This window comes from Segatella copri (assembly GCF_024330485.1).
Lineage (GTDB): Bacteria > Bacteroidota > Bacteroidia > Bacteroidales > Bacteroidaceae > Prevotella > Prevotella copri_L.
In genome coordinates, this window is record NZ_JANDWX010000012.1 from 38,752 (window position 1) to 60,823 (window position 22,072).

The window sequence follows — 22,072 nt, forward strand, 5'->3', positions numbered from 1 at the left end:
TTAATTGCTGCCCATATAATAAATAAGGTGGGGTTTCTCTTTGCCGAACAAGAATAAATCATTACCTTTGCAGCTGTTTAGAAAACATATAGAATGTATTTTGCAATCTTGAATTTTAGAATATAATAAATAAAAAGAGAGAATAAGATGAAACTGAGATTTTTGAAATTGATGCTGCTGCTCTTCATCCTGCCTTTGCAGATGCTGGCGGCAGAACTGGGCGTGGCTGGTAAGCAATTGGCTGCATTGCCTGGAGTAAGTAACGTGGAAACGCTGAAAAGTACGCATTTCCCAGAAAAGTATGTGTTCTTTATCAAGCAACAGCTCGATGCCAAGGATGCATCCAAGGGCTATTTCGAACAGAGGGTAGTGCTCTGCCATAGAGGATTCGACCGTCCTACCGTGCTCGTGACTGAAGGATATAATGCCAACTATGCGTTGCGCGAAGGATATATCGAGGAACTTTCCAAGCTCTTCGATACGAATATCATTACCGTAGAGTACCGTTATTTCGACAAGTCGATGCCTAGTCCTTGCAACTGGGATTATCTTACCGTTGAGAATTCGCTCTATGATCTGCATCATGTAAACCAGACCCTGCATGCGATGTACAAGGGAAAATGGATTGCTACCGGCATCAGCAAGGGCGGACAGACTACGATGTTCTACCGTTCTTACTTCCCTGATGATGTAGATATTTCTGTGCCATACGTAGCTCCGCTCAACAAGGGTGTGGAGGATGGACGACATGAGAAGTTCCTGCAATATCAGGTATCAACCAAGGAAAACCGACAGAAGGTGCTCGATTTCCAGTTGCTCCTCTTCAAGCGAAAGGCTGCGTTGCTGCCAATGTTCGAGAAATATTGCAATGATAAGAAATATGTATTCAATGCTCCGCTGGCAGAGATTTTTGATTTCTCTGTATTCGAATACGCCTTTGCTTTCTGGCAGTGGGGAGAAGACATCAACAAGATTCCTGCAAGAGAGGCAGATGACAAGACGGTGTTTGATTACTGGATCAACATGTGTGAACCAGACTATTTCACCAATTATAATGCCACAGCCTCGTTTGATGTGCAGGCAGCCCGGGAGTTGGGTTATTACGGCTATTATACCAAACCATTCAAGAAATATCTCAGTATCAAGACAGCTAAGGGCTATCTGAAGAAACTGATGGTGCCAAAGGGAGCAGAAAACGTGAAGTTCTCGCCAGAACTCTATAATCATACGGTAGAGTTCCTGACCAAGAATGATCCGAAGATGGTTTATATTTATGGCGATATCGATCCTTGGGGAGCTTCGGGCATTTTTGGCTTGCCTTTCACCAAGAACAAGAAGAACCTGCATGTTTATATGTGTCATGGCGGTTCGCACAAAACTCGCATCTTGTCGTTCCCTGAGCCTACAAGACAGGAAATCATCAGTCTGATAGGTAGTTGGCTGAAGGAATAATGCTTTCATCAACCAACCATGATGGATAAAATGAAAGTTTTTTTCAAAAAATATCCATAAAAGTTTGGTGGTTTCAGAAAAATGTATTACCTTTGCACTCGCTTTTGAAAACAAAGCTTTTAGCAGAGGCACCCTTAGCTCAGTTGGTAGAGCAACTGACTCTTAATCAGTGGGTCTAGGGTTCGAATCCCTAAGGGTGTACAAAAAACTCCGAAGAATCAATCTTGGTTCTCCGGAGTTTTTTTTCTATGCCCCGCATGGAGTAACTCTGTTTTTTATCGTATCTTTGCAACTGATGAATAGAACAGACTTGACACAAGGTAGCATTTGGGGGAATATCACGACCTTTCTGTTACCTTATATTCTGGCTTATTTCCTACAGATTCTCTATGGTTTGGCCGATCTTTTCGTGATAGGTAGATATTGTGGTGTAGATGGTACTACGGCTGTATCTAATGGTGCGCAGGTAATTATGGGCTATCATTTTGGACTTCGTTCTGGAAGCAGCAGAGCGTTACTCTATAGATGCTACAGAGTTGCTGGCAGATTTCATCGAAAGTAATCCTGTTGCCCATACGCTACGTAATACGTATATTTATAAACAAGCAAGTTGATATTTATTCACTTACGAAACTTCAGTAATTTACAATTAATAGTTTATAGGTTGCTGTTTACTGATGATTTTGGGGGAATTGGCTGATAAGTTGCTGATGGGCTGGTGGCGATATAGGGGCGTCAGTATGAGAATATTAACAAAAAAAAGAGTGTGTCATGAATTTATGATACACTCTTTTTTTTATTCTGTTTAATTACATCTTCTTTATCCGTTTGCGATATTTCCGAAGAAATCGAATGAGGCATCCCAATCCTTCCAGACTGGCTCTCTGCCCAATTCCTTCAATCTCGCATTGATAACCTTGGCGGTACGCTCATCGCTCACGGTGAACTGCTCCAATGCCTGAGGATAGGTATGATAACCACCAGGATTTACCTTTGATTCTGCCGACATGGTGGTGACACCCAGTGTTGCCATGTTGTCACGGATGTAGGCAGGCTCACGGGTAGAGTAGGAGATATCTACATCGTGGTCGAAGATACGCATGGCGAAAGTTGCCTGTGCCAACTGCTTGTCGGTCATGAAGCAGTTTGGCTGGAAACCTTCGTTCTGTGCAGGGCGCATACGAGGGAAGTTCACGCTGTACTTGGTCTTCCAGTAGTGCTTCTGCAGGTAGCGCAGGTGATGAGCCATCATCACAACATCCGTGCGCCATTCCTTCTCCAAGCCGATGAGTACACCCATACCGATGGAATGAACGCCTGCCATACCCATGCGGTCGAAACCATCGCAGCGCCACTCAAACTTGCTCTTCATGCCACGTGGGTGGTAGAGCTTGTAGTGCTCGTGGTTGTAGGTCTCCTGGAAACAGATGACGCCGTTCATACCATGGTCGGCGAGGGTCTTGTAATCCTCTGTAGAGAGCGGCATCACCTCAATCTTCACGTTAGAGAAATACTTCTTGGCGATGTCGATTGCCTTGGCAAGATAAGGGGTGCCAGCCTTGGCTGGGTTCTCGCCCGTAACGAGAAGGATGTTCTCGAATGGAGCCAGCTGCTTGATGGCCTTGTACTCGTTCTCAATCTGCTCTGGGGTGAGGATGGTGCGTGCCATCGGATTCTCACGATGGAAACCGCAATACACGCAGGAGTTGGAGCATGAATTGGTGATGTAGAGAGGAATGAACATCGACATGGTCTTGCCGAAGCGCTCCTCGGTATATTTGCGGGAAAGACGCGCCATTACCTCCAGGTATGGCTCGGCTGCCGGTGAAATCAGCGCCATGAAGTCGTTCACATCGCAATGGTCCTTGGCAAGGGCACGACGCACATCATTATCGGTCATTCGAGCTATGCGCTCCGTGGTCTCCTCCCAACTGATATTCTTTAATTCGTCTGAAAACATTTTCTTACTTTTTAAACTTTCTCAAATCGTGTGTCAACTTGGCTGCACAGAAGTTTGGACCACACATGGTGCAGTACTCACCGTCTGTATGACCTGCCTCCTCGAAATACTTCAAGGCGAGCTCTGGGTCGAGAGAGAGGTGGAACTGGTCTCTCCAGCGGAACTCGAAACGTGCCTTGGAGAGGGCGTTGTCGCGGATAGTTGCACCTGGATGACCCTTTGCTAAATCGGCAGCATGAGCGGCAATCTTATAGGTTACCACACCTGTGCGCACATCTTCCTTGTTAGGCAAGGCGAGGTGCTCCTTAGGTGTTACATAGCAGAGCATTGCTGTGCCGAGCCATGCTATCTGGGCGCCACCGATGGCTGATGTGATGTGGTCGTAACCTGGAGCGATATCGGTAACCAATGGGCCGAGGGTGTAGAATGGTGCCTCGTGACAGTGGTCGAGCTGGCGCTCCATGTTCTCCTTGATCTTCTGCAATGGCACGTGACCAGGACCCTCGATGAAGGCCTGTACATTCTTGTCCCAGGCACGGGTAACAAGTTCGCCCATGGTATCCAACTCGGCAAACTGGGCTGCATCGTTGGCATCGGCAATACAGCCTGGGCGCAGACCATCGCCCAATGAGAGAGCAACGTCATACTGTGCCACGATGTCGCAGATGTCGTCGAAGTGCTCATAGAGGAAGCTCTCCTGGTCGTGGTAGAGACACCACTTGCTCATGATACTACCGCCACGGCTCACGATACCGCAAAGACGGCTATCGGCGAGATGCACGTTGTGGCGACGGATGCCGGCATGGATGGTGAAGTAGTCAACACCCTGCTCGCACTGCTCGATGAGGGTATCACGGAATACCTCCCAGTTCAGATCCTCTACCTTGCCGTTTACTTTCTCCAAAGCCTGGTAGATAGGCACGGTTCCTACCGGTACAGGGCAGTTGCGCACAATCCATTCACGGGTTTCGTGGATGTTGTCGCCGGTAGAGAGGTCCATCAAGGTATCGCCTCCCCACTTGCAAGACCATACAGCCTTATCTACCTCTTCCTCGATGCTGGAGGTAGTGGCAGAGTTACCGATGTTGGTATTGATCTTCACGAGGAAGTTGCGGCCGATGATCATCGGTTCGCTCTCCGGGTGGTTGATGTTGGCAGGAAGAACGGCACGTCCGCGTGCAATCTCATCACGCACATACTCAGGGGTGATATGGGTATCGATGCCCAACTCCTGGCAGTTCATGTTCTCGCGGATAGCCACATACTCCATCTCTGGAGTGATGATGCCAGCCTTGGCGTAAGCCATCTGGGTGATGTGCTTGCCAGCCTGTGCACGGCGAGGTAACTGGATGTGCTCGAAGCGGAGGTGGTCGAGGCTATGGTCAGCAAGGCGCTGCTTGCCATACTCGCTGGTAACCTCCTTGAGCTGCTCGGTATCGTTGCGGTCGATAATCCACTGCTCGCGCATTCTTGGCAAGCCCTTCTTCAAATCTACCTGATAGTTAGGGTCGCTGTAAGGACCGCTGGTATCGTAGATATAAACCGGAGCGTTTGGCTCTGTATGTGGAATGCCGCGCTCATCCTTCACAACAGTAGGAGTGAGGTTTACCTTGGTCATTCCAACCTTGATCTGTGGGAAGAGTTTTCCCTGCATATACGCCTTTTCTCTCTGGGCGTAAGCTTTCTTATCGTTTGGCATAATGTTTTTAAAGGTAAAAAGGTAAAAAGGTAAAAGGGTAAAAAGAGCGTTCTTGCTTCTTTGCCTTCATCCTTCATGCCTTTTATTATCTATATTATAATTAATCATTGAGGAATGCGGTGAGAGGAGAACTTGCCTCAGCACAATCGCTGATGGCTCCGAGACCTGCCTCGTAAGCACGGCGACCGCATACTACAGCTTCCTTGAATGCCTTAGCCATCTCTACAGGGTCACCGGCAACGGCGATAGCTGTGTTGACCAAGCAAGCGCTGGCACCCATCTCCATAGCCTCGGCAGCGTGGCTAGGCGCACCGATACCTGCATCTACTACAACTGGAACAGTAGCCTGCTCGATGATGATCTGCAGGAAGTCCTTCATTCTCAATCCCTTGTTGGTACCGATAGGTGCAGCAAGTGGCATCACGGTAGCAGCACCAGCCTCTTCGAGGTGCTTGCAGAGGGTTGGGTCTGCCTGACAATATGGCAATACCACGAAACCGAGTTTTACCAGTTTCTCTGTAGCCTTCAGCGTCTCGATAGAGTCTGGAAGAAGATAGCGAGGGTCTGGGTGGATTTCGAGCTTGAGCCAGTTGGTTCCGAAAGCCTCGCGAGCCATCTGTGCTGCGAAGACAGCCTCCTCGGCGTTGCGCACGCCACTGGTGTTAGGAAGGAGCTGGATATTTGGGTTCTGCACAATATGAGAGAGCAGATCGTCCTGCTTGTCTTCGAGTTCGATACGTTTCATAGCAACAGTAACCATTTCTGTTTCTGATGCTTTGATGGCTTCAGCCATGAGGGCATTGTTGTTAAACTTTCCTGTACCCAAGAAGAGGCGGGAGTTAAACTCTCTGCCTGCGATTACTAATTTTTCCATTGTTTTATTATAGAGTTGTTATTTTTGTTTTCATTTCTGTAGGAAAAGTACTTTTGGGTGATTCTTTTCCGCAGTATTCTGAGACCATTATCCTCCGCAGAACGCTTTTACGATAACGATGTCTGCTCCTTCTGCGATGATTGTGTTTTCCCATTCATCACGAGGCACCATTTCGTTACTGATAGCTACAGCAACTCCTGTAGCTGGCAAATCGAGTTCCTGGGCTAACTCCCTGATGGTTTTAGCCTGTGTCTCGGTCTCTTTGTTGTTGATAGTTACTTTCATATTCTGTTCGTTTTATATGATGAATAATCCGTTTGTTTACGCTTTTCTATCGCCCGAAAGCGATGATAAGATAATATGTAATCAAACACGGTGAACTTCCAGATGAAAGCCTTAAGAGAAAGAATAAAGCGCTATCAAATATCCCTGCGACAGCATTACCTGCATCAGGTTCTATGGGTATCATCTCAGCCGAATCTTTCAGCACCCCGTGATAATCGCTTGCAAAAGTAATGATAATATCGGAAAAACAATAGAATTTCAAAAATATTTATGCTAAATTAACGCAGAATGCACCTTTCGCTTTACTGGTGTTTCTTTCTGCAATCCGGGCATTCGCCTTTGATGACAAAGGAAATAGAGTGGGGGTAAAAGCCTTCGGGCAGCTCGAAACTTGGAATATGGATATCCTCCATACAGAAGGAACGCTGGCAAGATTCGCAGTAGAAATGAATATGCCCGTCGTGATGATCGCAAGCTCCTTTTTCTTCGCAGAGTTCGTAGCAGAGTACGCCTCGCCCATCTTCGAAGGCATGTACCACATCATGTTCCAGAAAGAGGGTAAGGGTACGGAAGATGCTCGACTTGTCCATCGAAACCATCTTTCGTTCCAGATTGCTCAGACTCTGCGGGTTCTGTTCGCCCATCAGGGTCTTCATTACGAGTATGCGGTTGGCGGTTGGCCGAATGCCTTTCGATTCCAGCCTGCTGATCATATCTTGTGAATTCATCGTTTCTTCTTTTTAAAATTTTTACTAACCGGTTGCAAAGATACAAAAAAAGCGTGTAAGTATGGTAACTTACACGCTTTTTCTTTATTTAAACGTAATTACTTTTTGCTTTCAATCTAGTTTATGCCGCAGCATGAAGGGATTGGAACCCTTATGCGCAAGCACAACCACGGCTTCTGTTCAAAGCCTCACCATACATTTCCATTGCGGTCATGTAATTTGCAAGAATAGCCTTCAAGGCCTTCTTGATGTTTGCATACATTGTTTTCATAATCGTTATCCTTTTTTTAAAAATTAATACTTGGCATTTCTGCCATTTCCTTTTTCCTTTTATTCATGAACGGTGGTCAATTTTACTTGCCCATCTCCATGTTGTTGTTTACATTTACAGCCTTGACAATCATAGCTGCCACAACTGCAAGAATCATTACTGTCGTCATCATAATTTGTTTCCTTTCTTTCTTTGTGGAGCCTCCATGTGAGGTCTCCTGTTTTACATTATCCTTTTACAATCTCACTGTTTTCTGGTGCAAAGGTAATGCCTTTTTCTTGAATATCTGTCACAAAGACATGACAAAATGATGAAAAAGGGGCTTTTTTTGATACACGTCAACTAAACAGCAATGGCGGCTTGATATACGTCAAGCCGCCATGCTGTCAAATTGAGAAATGTGTCATATTTCTTATGTTTCTTCGGATTTCTGATGCTAGATCAGTTCCAGAATCTTGTCGAGAATCTTTTCTACGGTTGAAGAATCGGTTGCTTCATCGAGTTTCTGGTTGATTTTCTCTTCCAGTTTCTTGCTTACCTTGTCGGCAGCCTGATCCATGGCCTGGTTTGCCTTGTCTTCCAGTTTCTTCTGAACGGAAGCGCCCAGTCCGTCTTCTTCTGAACCATCGCTGCTATTATCGCTTACCGAAGGGGATTCATCGGTTGATGAGCTGGTGGTTTCTTCTATCTGCAGATTGTCGGCACCTTCCAGCGCCTTCACCATATCATCAGCATTCATCGTGTAAACGCTGCCAAGGATTCCGAAGCTTACGGTGTGTTGCTTGCCATTAAACTCAACGGTTCCCTTAGAGCATACGATATAGTTGTGGTATTCGAAGAGCTGGTTCATCACTTCATCAATAGCGCTTCCTGCCATCATTTTGGCAATGGAACGGATGCTTTGGGTGAAGAAGTTGTTATCACTGGTTTCTGTAGCCTTGTCGATAGCCTTGGCTGCCTCAGTCTTAACCTTTTCTTTATGGGTATCAGGTCCTGGATTGGTTATGGCGAAAACCAGGAAGAGAAGTACGATAAGACCTAAGATGATTTTCCAGAGGGTCTTGCTCGATTTTTTCTTTTCCGGTTCCTGTCTGTAGCCCTGGTTCATGGCAGCGCCGTGCTGAAAGCCTTGCTGGTAAGCCTCCTGCTGTGCCTGCTGGAAACCCTGCTGGTTTGCAGCCTGAAAGTTTGCTGCTTCTGTCCCGTTGTTGCCGGCTGCATCTGCTGATGTTCCTTCTGCATTTTCTTTGTTGGCTGTATTAGCTTTGATTGCTTCTACAGTTTCAAGAACAGTCTTCAGTTCTGCTATTTTCCAAGCTGGAGTCCAGTCTTTCATGCCTTGTGCCCAAACAAGGGTTTCGGGTGTGATAGCCTTCTGGACGAGTTGCTCCTGACTGAATGGACCCGCTTGCAGTCCGTTATTCTCAATGATAAAATATTCCATCATGTATTCTTTTATATAATATTTTTCTTAAAAGCCAATAAGGAGTTTCTTTCACTCTTCATTGCTTATTAGTGTGTAGCTTTCCACCATGCTGTTTTCTCTCTGCCCTTGATAGCTACGCTGTGCTGGCTAGGGTCGGAGATAGAAAGACCGCAATAATTTTTCACTTTAAAGGTTGTACCTCTATAACTCATTAACCCTGTATAAGCCTGTTCGGTATGAGCAGCAGCTTTGATAGTGAGTTTCATCTGTGAATTAAATTTGTCTTTCAGAGAGCCGCTTGGAACAAGACTATCTACGTATACGCTCATGTCGTAGAAGAGGTTGGGAGAGAAACCATCCAAAGGCTGTATGGAATCGAGCGGAACGGATGATGAGAGGGTATATTTGCTGTTGATTTCCTTCATCACACTGGCTAGCTTTTCCATTTGTCTGCAGTCGATGGCTGCCATGTTGCAGAATGGAACGCTACTATTCTTGTAGAAATTGACAGTTCCGTTGACTAATCCTGAGTAGTTGGGTGCTGAACTGTTGAGGTAACTCCATATGGTTTTGTATGGATAGCCGGCTCCCATTACTTCGCTACTTGAACTGATCATGAAATTGGTAACATCTTTCAGTTCGTATGCAGTCTCTACATTGCCCATATAGCATGCATCGAAGAGAATGTATTGCATCTTGGTGCCGCTGAGTTTGATTCCTTCGGCCAGGGTAGGAACGTCGAGAGCGTTTTCTTCTAAACTTACGCTTCCGAAGAAACGGGTGATAGGATTGTTGGGATCGGGACCATACTGTATTCCGCTGAAATTACCGGTAGCGGTAGGGTAGCTGGTGCTTCCTTTCTGAGCAAAACCAGCATTAGGTCTAGCCATATAGGGATAGTTAACCCAATCGCTCTTGTAGGTCCATCCGCAGCCATGAGCTCCGATGATGAGCGAATAGTTCAGGGCTTCAGCACGGCGTTTCACCTCATTCAGAATCTCTGCAAATCCTTCAGCTGTAGTATATGTTGCTTCATCGTATGTCTTCAACGTGTCGCGGATGACGGCTTTCTTGTTGCCGTCATACTGAAGATCAATGAGATAGCTCTTCCTGTAATTCTGGCTCATGAAGACCATTACACGCGAATTGTTCAAGCCTTTCTTGGCAACAATACCTTCGCAGATACTGTCAACGTTGTTTTCCAAAAAACTTGTGAGACCGGAAGTGTTGGTTCCACCCGTCCAAGGATAGAAGACGAAGATAGTCTGCTTATTGACGCTTTCTACATCAATAGCTTCATCGCCACAACTGGTGAAAGTTGCTGCTAGAGATAGCGTACATATAAATAAGGTGAAAAGCTTCTTGATCATAATTAAAAATGTTGAATGTTGAATGTTGAATGTTGAGTTGCAATCTTGCTAACGAATCAGCTTGACTAATTCAACATTCTACACTCAACATTCAACATTAAATATAATACTATTATTTCTTCTTGAGTTCCTCGATGGTTGCCTTGAGGGCAGCAATCTTCTCAACAGAGTCGCTTTCCTTCTTGCGCTCCAGGGCTACTACCTTCTCAGGTGCGTGAGCTACGAAGTTCTCGTTGCCGAGCTTCTTGCGTACGCCCATCAGGAAGCCTTCCAAGTGCTTGAGCTGAGCCTCTGCCTTCTCAATCTCGGCAGCTACGTCGATGAGGTCGCCCAATGGTACGGCAAACTCGTCGGTACCTACCATGAAGCTTGATGCATCGGCACTCTTCTCAGCGATGACCTCAATCTTATCAAGGTTCGCCATCTTCAGCGTTACGTCGTTGTAAGCCTCGAAATCGTTCTTGCCTACTACCTGAAGAGACAACTGTTCCTTTTGGGCAATGTTCTTCTGGTTGCGAACGGTACGAACACCGGCGATAATCTGCTTCACAGCCTCGATATCTGCTGCCAACTTCTGCTCCTCGGTTGTAGGTGCAGGAATATCCAGCTTCTCGCGCATGATGCTCTCGCCATCCTTGCGGTCGTAGATGTGCTGCCACAACTCCTCGGTGATGAATGGCATGAATGGATGCAACATCTTCAGGAGGGCATCGAAGAAACGGAGGGTAGCATCGTAGCTCTTCTGGTCGATAGGCTGGCCGTAAGCTGGCTTCACCATCTCCAGGTACCAGGATGAGAACTCATCCCAGAACAGCTTATATACAGTCATCAATGCCTCAGAGATACGGTAGTCCTTAAACTGCTTCTGCATCTCCTCGTTCACCTCCTTGAGCTTGGCATCAAACCACTTCACGGCGATTTCTGCACTCTTAGGCTGCTCGATATCTGCTGTCTCCCAACCCTTCACGAGGCGGAAGGCATTCCAGATCTTATTGTTGAAGTTACGTCCCTGCTCGCAGAGGCTCTCGTCGAAGAGGATGTCGTTGCCCGCTGGAGCACTGAGCATCATACCCATACGAACACCATCGGCACCAAACTTGTCAATCAGAACCAGTGGGTCTGGTGAGTTACCGAGACTCTTGCTCATCTTACGGCCCAGCTTATCGCGGACGATACCTGTGAAATATACGTGCTTGAATGGCATCTTGCCACGATACTCGTAGCCAGCCATGATCATACGTGCTACCCAGAAGAAGATGATATCCGGACCAGTTACGAGGTCGGAAGTAGGGTAGTAGTAGTTGATCTCCTCATTGTCAGGATGCTCAATACCATCAAACAGAGAGATAGGCCACAACCATGAAGAGAACCAGGTGTCGAGGCAGTCGCTCTCCTGCTCAAGATCCTCAGCCTTGATGTTGGCATTCTTCTCCTGAGCGAGTTTCAGAGCCTCCTCTGCAGTCTCAGCTACCACGAAATCCTTCTTGCCGGCATTGTCGAAGTAGTAGGCTGGGATGCGGTGACCCCACCAGAGCTGACGGCTGATACACCAGTCCTTGATGTTCTCCAACCAGTGGCGATAGGTGTTCTTGTACTTCTTAGGATAGAACTCTATATCATCGTCCATTACTGGAGGAAGGGCGATGTCGGCAAAGTGCTGCATCTTGAGGAACCACTGTGTAGAGAGCTTTGGTTCGATAGGCACATTGGTACGCTCTGAGAAGCCCACCTTATTATTATAGTCCTCAATCTTCTCCATCAGACCGGCGTTCTGAAGGTCGATGGAAATCTGCTTGCGCACGTCCATGCGGTCCATACCTACATAGAGACCTGCTGCCTCGCTGATGGTACCATTGTCGTTGAAGATGTCGATGGTCTCCAAACCGTGCTTCAAACCGAGTGCGTGGTCGTTGATATCGTGAGCTGGAGTTACCTTCAAGCAACCAGTACCGAATTCGATATCTACGTATGTATCCTCGATGACAGGAATCTCACGGTTTACGAGAGGCACGATAACGTGCTTACCCTTCAGCCAGGTATTCTTCTTATCCTCTGGGTTGATACACATGGCAGAGTCACCCATGATGGTCTCAGGACGGGTGGTTGCTACTACAGCATAGTATCCCTTCTCATCCTTGTGTATCACGTTCTCCTCATCCACCTGCTTGCAGTCCTGCTCTACTACATAATACTTCAAGTGGTAGAGCTTAGAGTGCTCGTCCTTGTAGATAACCTCTTCGTCAGAGAGCGCAGTCTGAGCCTTAGGGTCCCAGTTAACCATGCGCACGCCACGATAGATGAGACCCTTCTTGTACAGGTCGCAGAATACGTGGATGACGGCACGAGAGCGGGTCTCGTCCATGGTGAATGCTGTGCGGTCCCAGTCGCAGCTGGCACCGAGTTTGCGGAGCTGTTTGAGGATGATGCCACCGTGCTCATGAGTCCAGTCCCAAGCATGCTTGAGGAACTCCTCGCGGGTAAGGTCGGTCTTCTTGATGCCCTGCTGAGCGAGGCGGTTAACCACCTTAGCCTCGGTAGCGATACTGGCATGGTCGGTACCTGGTACCCAACATGCGTTCTTGCCCTCCATGCGAGCACGGCGAACGAGAATATCCTGGATAGTATTGTTGAGCATGTGTCCCATGTGGAGCACACCCGTTACGTTTGGTGGAGGGATAACCACTGTATAAGGTTCACGACCATCTGGCTTAGAGCTGAAAAGCTTGTTGTCGAGCCAGTACTGATACCATTTACTTTCCACTGCTTGTGGATCGTATTTACTTGCTAATTCCATTGTTTATATCTAATTTTTATTCTTTTTCTTTCTTTTTCTTTAAAAAACGGTGCAAAGATACTAATTTTTGGGCGAAAAATACTATCTTTGCATCAAAATTATTAATTTTTGCACAAAACGATGGTTAGTAATACAGGAAAAGGACATACGAAAGAAGAAAAACTGGCGGCGTTCAGCCGCTTGCTGGATGTGCAGGACCGTTTGCGCCTGCAGTGTCCATGGGATAAAAAGCAGACATTCGAGAGTCTTCGTCCGAATACGATCGAGGAGACTTTCGAGCTTTGTGACGCCTTGATGAAGCGCGATTACAAGGATATCAAGAAGGAGTTGGGCGATGTGTTGGAGCACGTGATGTTCTATAGCATCATCGGCAGAGAAGACGGCGAGTTCGATATTTGCGATGTTTGCAATCAGGAGGCAGATAAATTGATGTTCCGCCATCCTTTCATCAACTGGAAGGAGGAAGGAAATTGGACGGTTTCGAATCCTGATATGTATATCAACGATGAGGGACAGGTGGTATATAGAGAGTCTGAAGAAGCAGAAACCGGGAAGGCTGGAACTGCCAGTTCGGAAGAAACCTTGGCTCTTGGCGCCAGCAAGCCGAAAACTGCTACTTCTGTTGAGAAAACCTGGGAACAGATCAAGCAGCAGGAGAAGGATGGTAATGAGCGGGTGTTGAGCGGTGTCCCAAATTCTCTTCCGTCTCTTATCAAGGCTTATCGCATTCAGGACAAGGCTAGAAATGTAGGCTTCGACTGGAAAGAAAAAGAAGATGTGTGGGAAAAGGTACAGGAGGAACTGGAAGAACTCAAGGTGGAACTGGCTAAAGGCGACAAAGAGAATTCTACCCGGGAATTGGGCGATTTCATCTTCTCTGTAATCAATGCAGCACGTCTCTATAAACTCAATCCGGATAATGCGCTTGAGAAAACCAACCAGAAGTTTATCCGCCGTTTCAGCTACGTAGAAGATCATAGCTTAAAGCAAGGTAAAAACTTGAAAGATATGAGCTTAGAAGAAATGGATAAACTATGGAATGAAGCAAAACTTCAGGAGAAAAAGGATGATAAATAACGGTGAATCTGATAATCTTATCGACTCATCAATATAATAATAAAAACTAAAGTGTTATGAAGAAATTAGTTTATGTAACAATAGCTTTGGTGGCGCTTTTCGCAGCCAACAGTTGTAAGAACAAAAATAATGTTCCTGTTATCAGTGCAGCAGATTCGGTAGAGGTAGAGGATGCAATGAACGATTCTACCATTTATGGTGTATGCGGTGAGGGAACCTCTATGCATAGCCTGGAGCTGATTTCTGATGATGGTGACACCCTTTCGGTGTTTATTGACGATGAGAATCCTGATGTTGTTCAGGGAGGATTGCTGGCTGGCGACCGTATTGCTCTTATCGGTTATAAGGCAGAGGATGGAGAGATGATGGCCCAGAAGATTATCAATCTGACATCCCTCTTGGGTAAATGGACTTCTCTGGATAAGAATTTTGATATCTTGGAAGGTGGAGAGGTGAAGAACAATGTGAAGGCTGAAACTAATCCTTGGACTAGCTGGAAGATACTCAATGGTAAACTTTTGCTGAATAAGGATACTTTCGCTATTGACAAATTGGGTTCTGACAGTCTTATGTTGGAGAATACTCAGGGTATCTTTGTTTTCAAGCGCCAAGAGTAAGGTCATCATGTTGAACCTGTAATTTATGATTTAGTTTTGGAACCATTTAAAGTACATATATTGGGGTGTGGCAGTGCTTTGCCCACCCTTCAGCATAGTGCCTCGGCTCAGATTATTGAGATGCGTGGCAAATGCTTTATGATGGATTGTGGAGAGGGTGCCCAGATGCAGTTCCGTCGCACTCATGTTCACTTTGCTAAGATAAATGCTATCTTTATTTCGCATCTTCATGGTGACCATTGCTTTGGCTTACTGGGACTTCTTTCTACCTTAGGTATGCTGGGCAGAACGGCTAAGTTAAAGGTGTATGCGCCAGAAAGTTACGGAGATTTATTTAAGCGTCAGATTGATTTCTTCATGCAGGGAATGGAATATGAAATCGAATTTGTTCCTGTAGATACCGAAAAGTCGCAAGTAGTATATGAAGATCATTCTGTAACCGTAGAAACCGTTCCTCTGCAGCATCGTGTGCCTTGTTGTGGGTACATCTTCAGAGAGAAACCGACATTGCCTCATATCCGTCGTGATATGATAGATTATTACGAGATTCCTGTAAGCCAGATTAATAACATCAAGAATGGAGCTGACTGGACAACGAAGGAGGGGGATGTAATACCTAATGCCAGATTGGTAATGCCTGCCGCTACTCCCCGCAGTTATGCTTATTGCAGTGATACCCGGTTTGTTCCGGGGTTGGCAGAAAAGGTAAAGGGGGTTACGGTGCTTTATCATGAGAGCACCTATACTTCGGAGAATGAGGACAGGGCTAAACTCTATTATCACAGTACGGCCCGACAGGCTGCAACTATAGCCAGAAATGCGGGTGTAGGCAAACTTCTTCTGGGACATTATAGTGCAAGATATAATAATGAAGAGGTATTGTTGAATGAAGCTAAAGAGGTGTTTGCGGAAAGTTATCTTACTCAGGAAGGTAAAGTGTTCTCTATAGAATAATATAGAAATATAAAAAAATGCCTTGCATCAAAAAAAAAGTTCATTTTTGATGCAAGGTTTTCTCTTTATATCGTTTAATCTTTAAAAAGGATTTGAAATTGGAATCGGAAAAGAATCTCTTAGACGACATCAATAGCGGCAGTCGGGCAGCCATGCACAGATTGTACGAACGCTATGTGGGGTATGCCATGGCCGTAGCGCTGAGGTATGTCCCTATGCGCGATGATGCTGAAGATGTAGTGCAAGATAGTTTTATAAAAGTCTTTTCCGGCATTTCAAAGTTTGAATATCGGGGTGAGGGAGCTCTTCAGGCTTGGCTCTTGCGGATAGTGACAAATGAAGCTGTCAACTTTGTAAGGCAGCAAAAACGCTTCACTATCGTGGACGAAGTTCCCGATGATATTGAGGATGAAGAGCCTGAAGTAGAAAGAGTTCCGCCTGCAGAACTGACAAGAATGATAGGAGAATTGCCTGATGGGTACAGACTGGTTCTTAACATGTTTGTTTTTGAACAGAAAAGCCATAAAGAAATTGCACAGCTGTTAGGCATTAAAGAAAGCAGTTCTGCTTCACAATATTTGCGGGCGAAAAAGCTGTTGGGCAAAAAGGTGAAAGATTATCTGAGCCAGGCAGATTGTAGTGATAATAAAGAGTTGAATCATATAAACGAGAAAAGTAATGAGTAACGATTGGACAAATAAACTTCGAGATCAGTTGGCAGACTACCAAGAGCCTGTCAGCCACGACATGTGGGCTGAGATAGAACAATCGCTTGCTCAGTCTAAAAAGGTTGGTGATGAGGAAACTGATGTAAAAAAGACCCCACGGGCTCGTTATGTTGTCTTGAAAAGATGGTCAGTAGCTGCAGCTATTGCTTTATTGGGAGTAGGAGGCAGTTATGTTTATCTGCATGATGATGAACCGGGACAGACTAACTTAGCTGTTCAGAGTTCTTTCTCTACAGCATCAGGTTCAAGCAGGACTTCTTCTGCTGTCCGTGCAGAAGCACAATCGGCAGGAAGTAAAAATGCTATCTTGCTTGCTGAAAACAATGCATCTGCACATCAGGTGAATCGTCATTTATCGGGGCGTCAATTGAACCATAGTAAATTTTCTGTCTCTTTCCAGGAGCGGACTGTTGCTGATGATCATGAAGTAATGCTTGCAGCAGAGGTAGAAATGCCAGAACAGTCTGTTAATGCAGAGGTAAATGGTCGGGAATTATCTGTTTTGCAAAAGCAAAATGAGGATTCTGAAAGACAGATGGCCGTATCTTCTAATCATGCAACCAAGCCGTTGGAAGCAGATGGTGGGCAGAAGCTTTATGCTGGCAGGGTGCAGGATGGTCATTTTGAACGCAGTTATAAGGACAAGTATGAACAGAACTGGACCATGAACCTGTATGCAGAGAATGTAAGTCTGGGCTCTGGCAGTGATGGAATGTCAAACGGCATGTATGCGTCTTCAGATCCTCTTGCTGGTGGCGGCTTAGCTGATCATGGTGTTTTCCTGGCTGCTGCTTCTCCTTTAAGATATGCAATACCGAAATATGTTGAAGCGAAACATCATGCTCCTTTGGCTATAGGTGCTCAGGTTGGTATCGGACTTGCGCCTCGTTTGTCTTTGAGTACCGGTGTCGTATATACGCGTGTTGCTTCTGATTTCAAATCTTATGGTGTTTCAGAATTTGATACACATCAGGTTTTGCATTATGTGGGTGTTCCACTTGGTTTAAACTATGAGGTTTGGAGCACGGGAGGCTTTCATGCGTACGTAATGGCGGGTGGAGAAGCCGATTTCAACGTAAAGAATGATACAAAGGTTTCTGGTCATAAAGAGGACGTGAAACGTGATGGCGTTCAGTTCTCGGGTAAGGCTTCGCTTGGTGCACAGTATGATGTTACACCACAAGTGGGCTTCTATATTGAGCCAGGTGCAAAATATTATTTTGATAATGGCAGCGAAATAGAAAATACGTTTAAAGATAAGAAGTGGAATTTTAATCTCCAGTTCGGACTTCGTATTAATCTGAAATAGTGTTTGAGTCCAATTATTAATAAATATATGTACGAACTACATTTCATTTTATAACATTACATACGAGAAAAGGAAAGGGCAGTCTGCGTGATGCATGGCTGCCCTTTATTGTTTCCCATTTTCTTATTTCTTATTCAATAATTTTTCGCTCATATTGAGAGCGGCCTTTCTGCCGTCTCCCATGGCAAGAATTACTGTGGCTCCTCCTCGTACGATATCGCCGCCAGCGTAGATTTCTTCGATGGAACTCTGCATCTGGTCGTTTACGGCAATGGTGTTCTTCCGGCCGAGTTCCAGTCCTTCGATACTCTGTGGAACGAGTGGATTAGGACTTACTCCTACGGCAACAATTACCTGGTCGCACTCCAGCGTGATGGTCTCGCCTGTAGCTTCTGGACGACGACGGCCGCTGGCATCAGGTTCGCCAAGCTTCATCACATCGAGAACTACAGCCTTTACTGCGCCCTTATCGTCTGCCTCATATTCTTTAGGATTGTGCAATGTAAAGAAGTTGATTCCTTCTTCCTTGGCATGCTTCACCTCTTCGAGTCGGGCAGGCATTTCAGCCTCCGAACGGCGATATACCAAGGTTACGTCTGCTCCGAGTCGTTTTGCAGTACGGCAACTGTCCATAGCTGTATTTCCGCCGCCTACAACAACCACCTTCTTACCCAAGTTGATAGGGGTGTCGCTATGAGGATTGGCTGCATCCATCAGGTTTACACGGGTAAGATATTCGTTAGAAGACATGATGTTCAAGGCATTCTCTCCAGGAATATTCATGAAGTTTGGCAGACCCGCACCTGAACCAACGAAGATTCCCTTGAATCCTTGTTCTTCCAGATCTTTTACGGAAATGGTCTTGCCTACGATGCAGTCTGTAATAAACTTTACGCCCATCTTCTGAAGATTCTCAATCTCTACATCTACGATAGCATTAGGCAAACGGAATTCAGGAATACCATATTTCAATACACCGCCAATCTCGTGTAATGCTTCAAAGACGGTAACGTCGAATCCCTTCTTTGCCATATCGCCTGCAAAACTCAATCCGGAAGGTCCTGAACCAACTACGGCTATCTTGATGCCATTAGGTTCATCGCACTTTGGTACAGAGATGTTTCCACTCTGGCGTTCGTAATCGGCAGCAAAACGCTCCAGGTAGCCGATAGCTACAGCAGGCTCGTTCATCTTGAGATGTACACACTTGCTTTCACATTGCTTTTCCTGTGGACAAACTCGTCCGCAAACGGCTGGTAGGGCAGAGGTGTTCTTTAAAACCTTGGCTGCGGCAAGGAACTGGCCTCGCTCAATATTCTTGATGAAGGAAGGAATGTTGATACTTACCGGACAACCTTCCATACAGGTAGGCTTAGGACAGTCGAGACAGCGCTTGGCTTCGGTCAAAGCCATTTCCTTGGTTAAACCGATATTTACCTCTTCCGTACGGGTTGTGGCACGATAAAGAGGGTCAAGTTCTGGCATCTTTACGCGCTCTATAGCTGTACGTTCTTTTGCTTTCATCGAAGCGCGTAACTCCTTGCGCCACTCAGCGTTACGGTCGGTCAACTCTTCGATGCTCGCATCTGTAGGTTCTACGTCCATGATTACATCCGTAGTTTCTTTCTTCTTTCCTGCGTCTACAGTTGCAAGGTGCTCTTCGAAGTGTTCCATCTCTTTGCGTTCAACATCCTTGAAAGTGCCCATGCGCTTGAACATCTCGTCCCAGTCTACCTGGGCGCCGTCAAACTCAGGACCGTCGATGCAGACAAACTTGGTCTTTCCACCGATGGTTAAGCGGCAGGCACCGCACATACCGGTTCCATCCACCATGATGGTATTGAGCGAAACGTCTGTGGAAAGATTATATTTCTGGGTCAGGAGACAGCAGAACTTCATCATGATAGGAGGACCGATGGCGAAAACCTTATCGATATGTTCCTGATTGATAAACTTCTCGATTCCTACGGTTACAACACCCTTCTCGCCGTAACTTCCGTCATCGGTCATGATGATGAGCTCATCGCTAGATGCACGTACTTCATCTTCCATAATCACGAGGTCTTTGTTCCTACCCGCAATTACGGAAAGGACTCTGTTTCCTGCGGCTTTCAGTGCCTTGATGATAGGGAGCATAGGAGCTACGCCTACACCACCTCCGGCACAAATGACAGTTCCGAAGTTCTCGATATGTGTAGGATTTCCAAGTGGTCCCACCACGTCGTGAATCTCATCGCCTTCATTCAATGCACAGAGTTTGGTAGATGAAAGACCTACCTTCTGCACAACCAGTGTGATAGTTCCTTTCTCAATGTCAGCATCAGCGATGGTCAGCGGCATGCGCTCGCTGTTGTTGTCTACACGGATGATAACAAAGTTACCTGCCTTTCGGCTCTTGGCTATAAGTGGTGCTTCTACATCGAAGCGGAATACTTTCTCTGAGTATTGTACTTTCTTGATAATCTTGTTCATGGGCTATTAAATTTCTTAATGCTGATATATTAATATTTCTGGTTAGCTGTTTAGAGTTTGCTTCATGGTACATAAAAATGCAAAAGGATAACATCGGCTACCTTTGTGGCAGTCGAAGTTATCCTCGTACAATATATGTTATTTTTGTTTTTCGAATGTTTTGTATAATCGAGAAAAACTGAAAGTCTTACCGATACTTCAAATTAATCGAAATTTTTGTCATCAAGCATCTCGAAACCGCAGTATGGAACCAATACCTTAGGTACGCGGATTCCTTCTGGGGTCTGATTGTTCTCCAAGATGGTTGCTACGATACGTGGCAAGGCAAGAGCTGAACCATTCAATGTGTGGCAAAGTTCAATCTTCTTGTCATCTGTATGGCGATAGCGGCAGTGGAGACGGTTAGCCTGGTAGCTCTCGAAGTTAGATACTGATGAAACTTCCAACCAGCGACCCTGTGCAGCACTCCATGTCTCGAAGTCGTAGCAGATAGAAGAGGTGAAGCTCATATCACCACCGCAGAGACGGAGAATATGATATGGCAATTCCAACTTCTTCAAAAGACCTTCAACATGGTCGAGCATCTCGTTCAAACTCTCGTAAGAGTGACCTGGCTTATCGATGCGAACAATCTCTACCTTGTCGAACTGGTGCAGGCGGTTCAAACCGCGAACGTCCTTACCATAGCTACCTGCTTCACGACGGAAACAAGCTGAGTAAGCACAACGCTTGATAGGGAGATCTTTCTCATCGAGAATAACATCGCGGAAGATGTTGGTTACAGGAACCTCAGCAGTAGGGATAAGGAAGAGATTATCCAAATTAGCATGATACATCTGACCTTCCTTGTCTGGCAACTGACCGGTACCACGACCAGAGTCCTCGTTTACTACGTAAGGAGGCTGAATCTCCAGATATCCGCTCTTGCGAGCCTCATCGAGGAAGAATGCCTCAAGCGCACGCTGGAAACGAGCCATCTTGCCGATATATACAGGGAAACCTGCGCCAGTAATCTTAACGCCGAGGTCGAAGTCTACAAGATTATACTTCTTCAAGAGATCCCAATGGCAGAGAGCATCCTCGCCGAGGTTTGGCTTTTCGCCGCCTTCTTTCACAACAACGTTGTCGGCTGCGTCCTTACCTTCAGGAACCTGCTCGCAAGGGATGTTAGGAATTTCGAGCAACTGGTTGGTCATATCGTTCTGTGCTTTCTCCATGATCTCTTCAAGAGCCTTAGCGTCAGCCTTGAGCATAGCTACCTGAGCCTTTGCGCTCTCAGCTTCCTCTTTCTTACCTTCCTTCATAAGGGCACCAATCTGCTTAGCAAACTGGTTAGCCTGCTGCTTGTTGTTATCCAACTTCTGCTGAGCTTCACGACGAATCTTGTCGTACTCCAAAACTTTCTCTACGGCCTCACGAGCATTTGGAAAATGCTTTTTTTCGAGACCCTTAACTACACGTTCAGTTTCCTCACTGATAAGTTTAAGTGTAAGCATAAAATGTCTTTTAATTAAATAATTTACTATTTGTAGGCAAAAGTACAAAAAATATTTGTGATAGCGTAAAAAATTGCTGACTTTTTTACAGGGAAGGGTAGAATTAAAGTTTTTTTGTGGTTTTACAGGGTTAAGGAGCTTAGAGGGGGTGTAATCCGTGCCTAAAAACTTATATAAACGAAGAAAGCCTGCTCTAGGTATGAGCAGGCTTCTATGTTGTTTGTTTGGAATAGTTTTTTCTAAAACTTTAAAAATTAAGCGTCAGCTTTTTTGGTCTTCTCAGCGTAAACCTCTGGAGAGAGAACAGAAACTGTACTCTTGTCCTTGCGACCCTTGTGGAAGTAAACGATACCATCTGCCAAAGCATACAATGTATCATCCTTACCCTGAGCTACATTCTCACCTGGGAAGTGCTTGTTACCACGCTGGCGAACGATGATGTTACCTGCGATGATGCTCTGACCACCCCAGATCTTAACGCCTAATCTTTGTGAAGCTGATTCACGGCCGTTCTTAGAACTACCAACACCTTTCTTATGTGCCATTTTCTAATTCCTCCT

The 22,072-nt window shown here is 45.8% G+C and carries 18 protein-coding genes, 1 tRNA gene and 1 riboswitch; of the genes, 8 read left to right on the forward strand and 11 right to left on the reverse strand.

Annotated elements, in window-relative coordinates:
* Nucleotides 1–147: 147 nt before the first annotated feature.
* From NNC77_RS08565 to NNC77_RS08575, 3 genes are all read left to right on the forward strand, one after another.
* On the forward strand, nucleotides 148–1,452 hold the full coding sequence (locus tag NNC77_RS08565) for a S28 family serine protease (protein ID WP_301331904.1): 1,305 nt from the start codon (nucleotides 148–150) through the stop codon (nucleotides 1,450–1,452).
* 128 nt (nucleotides 1,453–1,580) lie between these two features.
* Nucleotides 1,581–1,653 (forward strand) — tRNA-Lys (locus NNC77_RS08570).
* Between the two features lie 94 nt (nucleotides 1,654–1,747).
* Nucleotides 1,748–2,014: a hypothetical protein gene (locus NNC77_RS08575; protein WP_194256791.1), complete on the forward strand. Its 267-nt coding sequence runs from the start codon at nucleotides 1,748–1,750 to the stop codon at nucleotides 2,012–2,014.
* 258 nt (nucleotides 2,015–2,272) lie between these two features.
* Here NNC77_RS08575 and thiH read toward each other — a convergent pair whose 3' ends face one another.
* From thiH to NNC77_RS08615, 8 genes are all read right to left on the reverse strand, one after another.
* On the reverse strand, nucleotides 2,273–3,412 hold the full coding sequence (thiH, locus tag NNC77_RS08580; RefSeq protein WP_006848700.1) for a 2-iminoacetate synthase ThiH: 1,140 nt from the start codon (nucleotides 3,410–3,412) through the stop codon (nucleotides 2,273–2,275).
* Nucleotides 3,413–3,416: 4 nt separating this feature from the next.
* Nucleotides 3,417–5,111 (reverse strand): phosphomethylpyrimidine synthase ThiC, encoded by a 1,695-nt coding sequence (gene thiC, locus NNC77_RS08585; RefSeq protein WP_089542781.1) that lies wholly within the window; start codon nucleotides 5,109–5,111, stop codon nucleotides 3,417–3,419.
* Nucleotides 5,112–5,211: 100 nt separating this feature from the next.
* Nucleotides 5,212–5,985: a thiazole synthase gene (locus tag NNC77_RS08590; protein ID WP_022121898.1), complete on the reverse strand. Its 774-nt coding sequence runs from the start codon at nucleotides 5,983–5,985 to the stop codon at nucleotides 5,212–5,214.
* Nucleotides 5,986–6,072: 87 nt separating this feature from the next.
* Nucleotides 6,073–6,270: a sulfur carrier protein ThiS gene (thiS, locus tag NNC77_RS08595; RefSeq protein ID WP_006848697.1), complete on the reverse strand. Its 198-nt coding sequence runs from the start codon at nucleotides 6,268–6,270 to the stop codon at nucleotides 6,073–6,075.
* A gap of 124 nt (nucleotides 6,271–6,394) precedes the next feature.
* Nucleotides 6,395–6,489, reverse strand: a riboswitch (TPP riboswitch).
* Nucleotides 6,490–6,572: 83 nt separating this feature from the next.
* Entirely contained in the window at nucleotides 6,573–6,998 is a 426-nt protein-coding gene (locus tag NNC77_RS08600; protein WP_006848696.1) for a Fur family transcriptional regulator, read from the reverse strand.
* 707 nt (nucleotides 6,999–7,705) lie between these two features.
* Nucleotides 7,706–8,716: a GYF domain-containing protein gene (locus NNC77_RS08605; RefSeq protein ID WP_254970411.1), complete on the reverse strand. Its 1,011-nt coding sequence runs from the start codon at nucleotides 8,714–8,716 to the stop codon at nucleotides 7,706–7,708.
* A 65-nt stretch (nucleotides 8,717–8,781) separates the two neighbouring features.
* Entirely contained in the window at nucleotides 8,782–10,065 is a 1,284-nt protein-coding gene (locus NNC77_RS08610) for a clostripain-related cysteine peptidase (protein WP_254970409.1), read from the reverse strand.
* A 112-nt stretch (nucleotides 10,066–10,177) separates the two neighbouring features.
* Entirely contained in the window at nucleotides 10,178–12,859 is a 2,682-nt protein-coding gene (locus NNC77_RS08615) for a valine--tRNA ligase (RefSeq protein WP_254970407.1), read from the reverse strand.
* A gap of 120 nt (nucleotides 12,860–12,979) precedes the next feature.
* On the opposite strand from NNC77_RS08615, the gene mazG reads away from it, so the two are divergent.
* The 5 genes from mazG (at nucleotide 12,980) to NNC77_RS08640 (ending at nucleotide 17,544) form a co-directional block, all read left to right on the forward strand.
* Nucleotides 12,980–13,936, forward strand: coding sequence for a nucleoside triphosphate pyrophosphohydrolase (gene mazG, locus NNC77_RS08620; protein WP_254970401.1), 957 nt, complete (start codon nucleotides 12,980–12,982; stop codon nucleotides 13,934–13,936).
* Between the two features lie 56 nt (nucleotides 13,937–13,992).
* Entirely contained in the window at nucleotides 13,993–14,553 is a 561-nt protein-coding gene (locus NNC77_RS08625) for a hypothetical protein (protein ID WP_022121891.1), read from the forward strand.
* A 36-nt stretch (nucleotides 14,554–14,589) separates the two neighbouring features.
* A complete protein-coding gene (locus tag NNC77_RS08630) occupies nucleotides 14,590–15,507 on the forward strand; it encodes a ribonuclease Z (protein ID WP_254970399.1) in 918 nt (305 codons plus the stop codon).
* A 92-nt stretch (nucleotides 15,508–15,599) separates the two neighbouring features.
* Nucleotides 15,600–16,193 carry an RNA polymerase sigma factor gene (locus tag NNC77_RS08635; protein ID WP_254970397.1) on the forward strand — a complete coding sequence of 198 codons (594 nt, stop codon included), beginning with the start codon at nucleotides 15,600–15,602 and terminating at the stop codon, nucleotides 16,191–16,193.
* Nucleotides 16,186–17,544 (forward strand): hypothetical protein, encoded by a 1,359-nt coding sequence (locus NNC77_RS08640; RefSeq protein WP_254970395.1) that lies wholly within the window; start codon nucleotides 16,186–16,188, stop codon nucleotides 17,542–17,544. Before NNC77_RS08635 ends, NNC77_RS08640 begins: the two co-directional genes overlap by 8 nt.
* A gap of 123 nt (nucleotides 17,545–17,667) precedes the next feature.
* On the opposite strand, the gene NNC77_RS08645 is transcribed toward NNC77_RS08640, so the two are convergent.
* The 3 genes from NNC77_RS08645 to rpmA form a co-directional block, all read right to left on the reverse strand.
* Nucleotides 17,668–20,016: a bifunctional dihydroorotate dehydrogenase B NAD binding subunit/NADPH-dependent glutamate synthase gene (locus NNC77_RS08645; RefSeq protein ID WP_200758068.1), complete on the reverse strand. Its 2,349-nt coding sequence runs from the start codon at nucleotides 20,014–20,016 to the stop codon at nucleotides 17,668–17,670.
* Between the two features lie 203 nt (nucleotides 20,017–20,219).
* The gene (gene serS, locus NNC77_RS08650; protein ID WP_006848685.1) at nucleotides 20,220–21,512 is read right to left on the reverse strand and encodes a serine--tRNA ligase; all 1,293 of its coding nucleotides are present in this window, start codon (nucleotides 21,510–21,512) and stop codon (nucleotides 20,220–20,222) included.
* 254 nt (nucleotides 21,513–21,766) lie between these two features.
* Nucleotides 21,767–22,057 carry a 50S ribosomal protein L27 gene (rpmA, locus tag NNC77_RS08655; RefSeq protein ID WP_006848684.1) on the reverse strand — a complete coding sequence of 97 codons (291 nt, stop codon included), beginning with the start codon at nucleotides 22,055–22,057 and terminating at the stop codon, nucleotides 21,767–21,769.
* Between the last annotated feature and the right edge of the window lie 15 nt (nucleotides 22,058–22,072).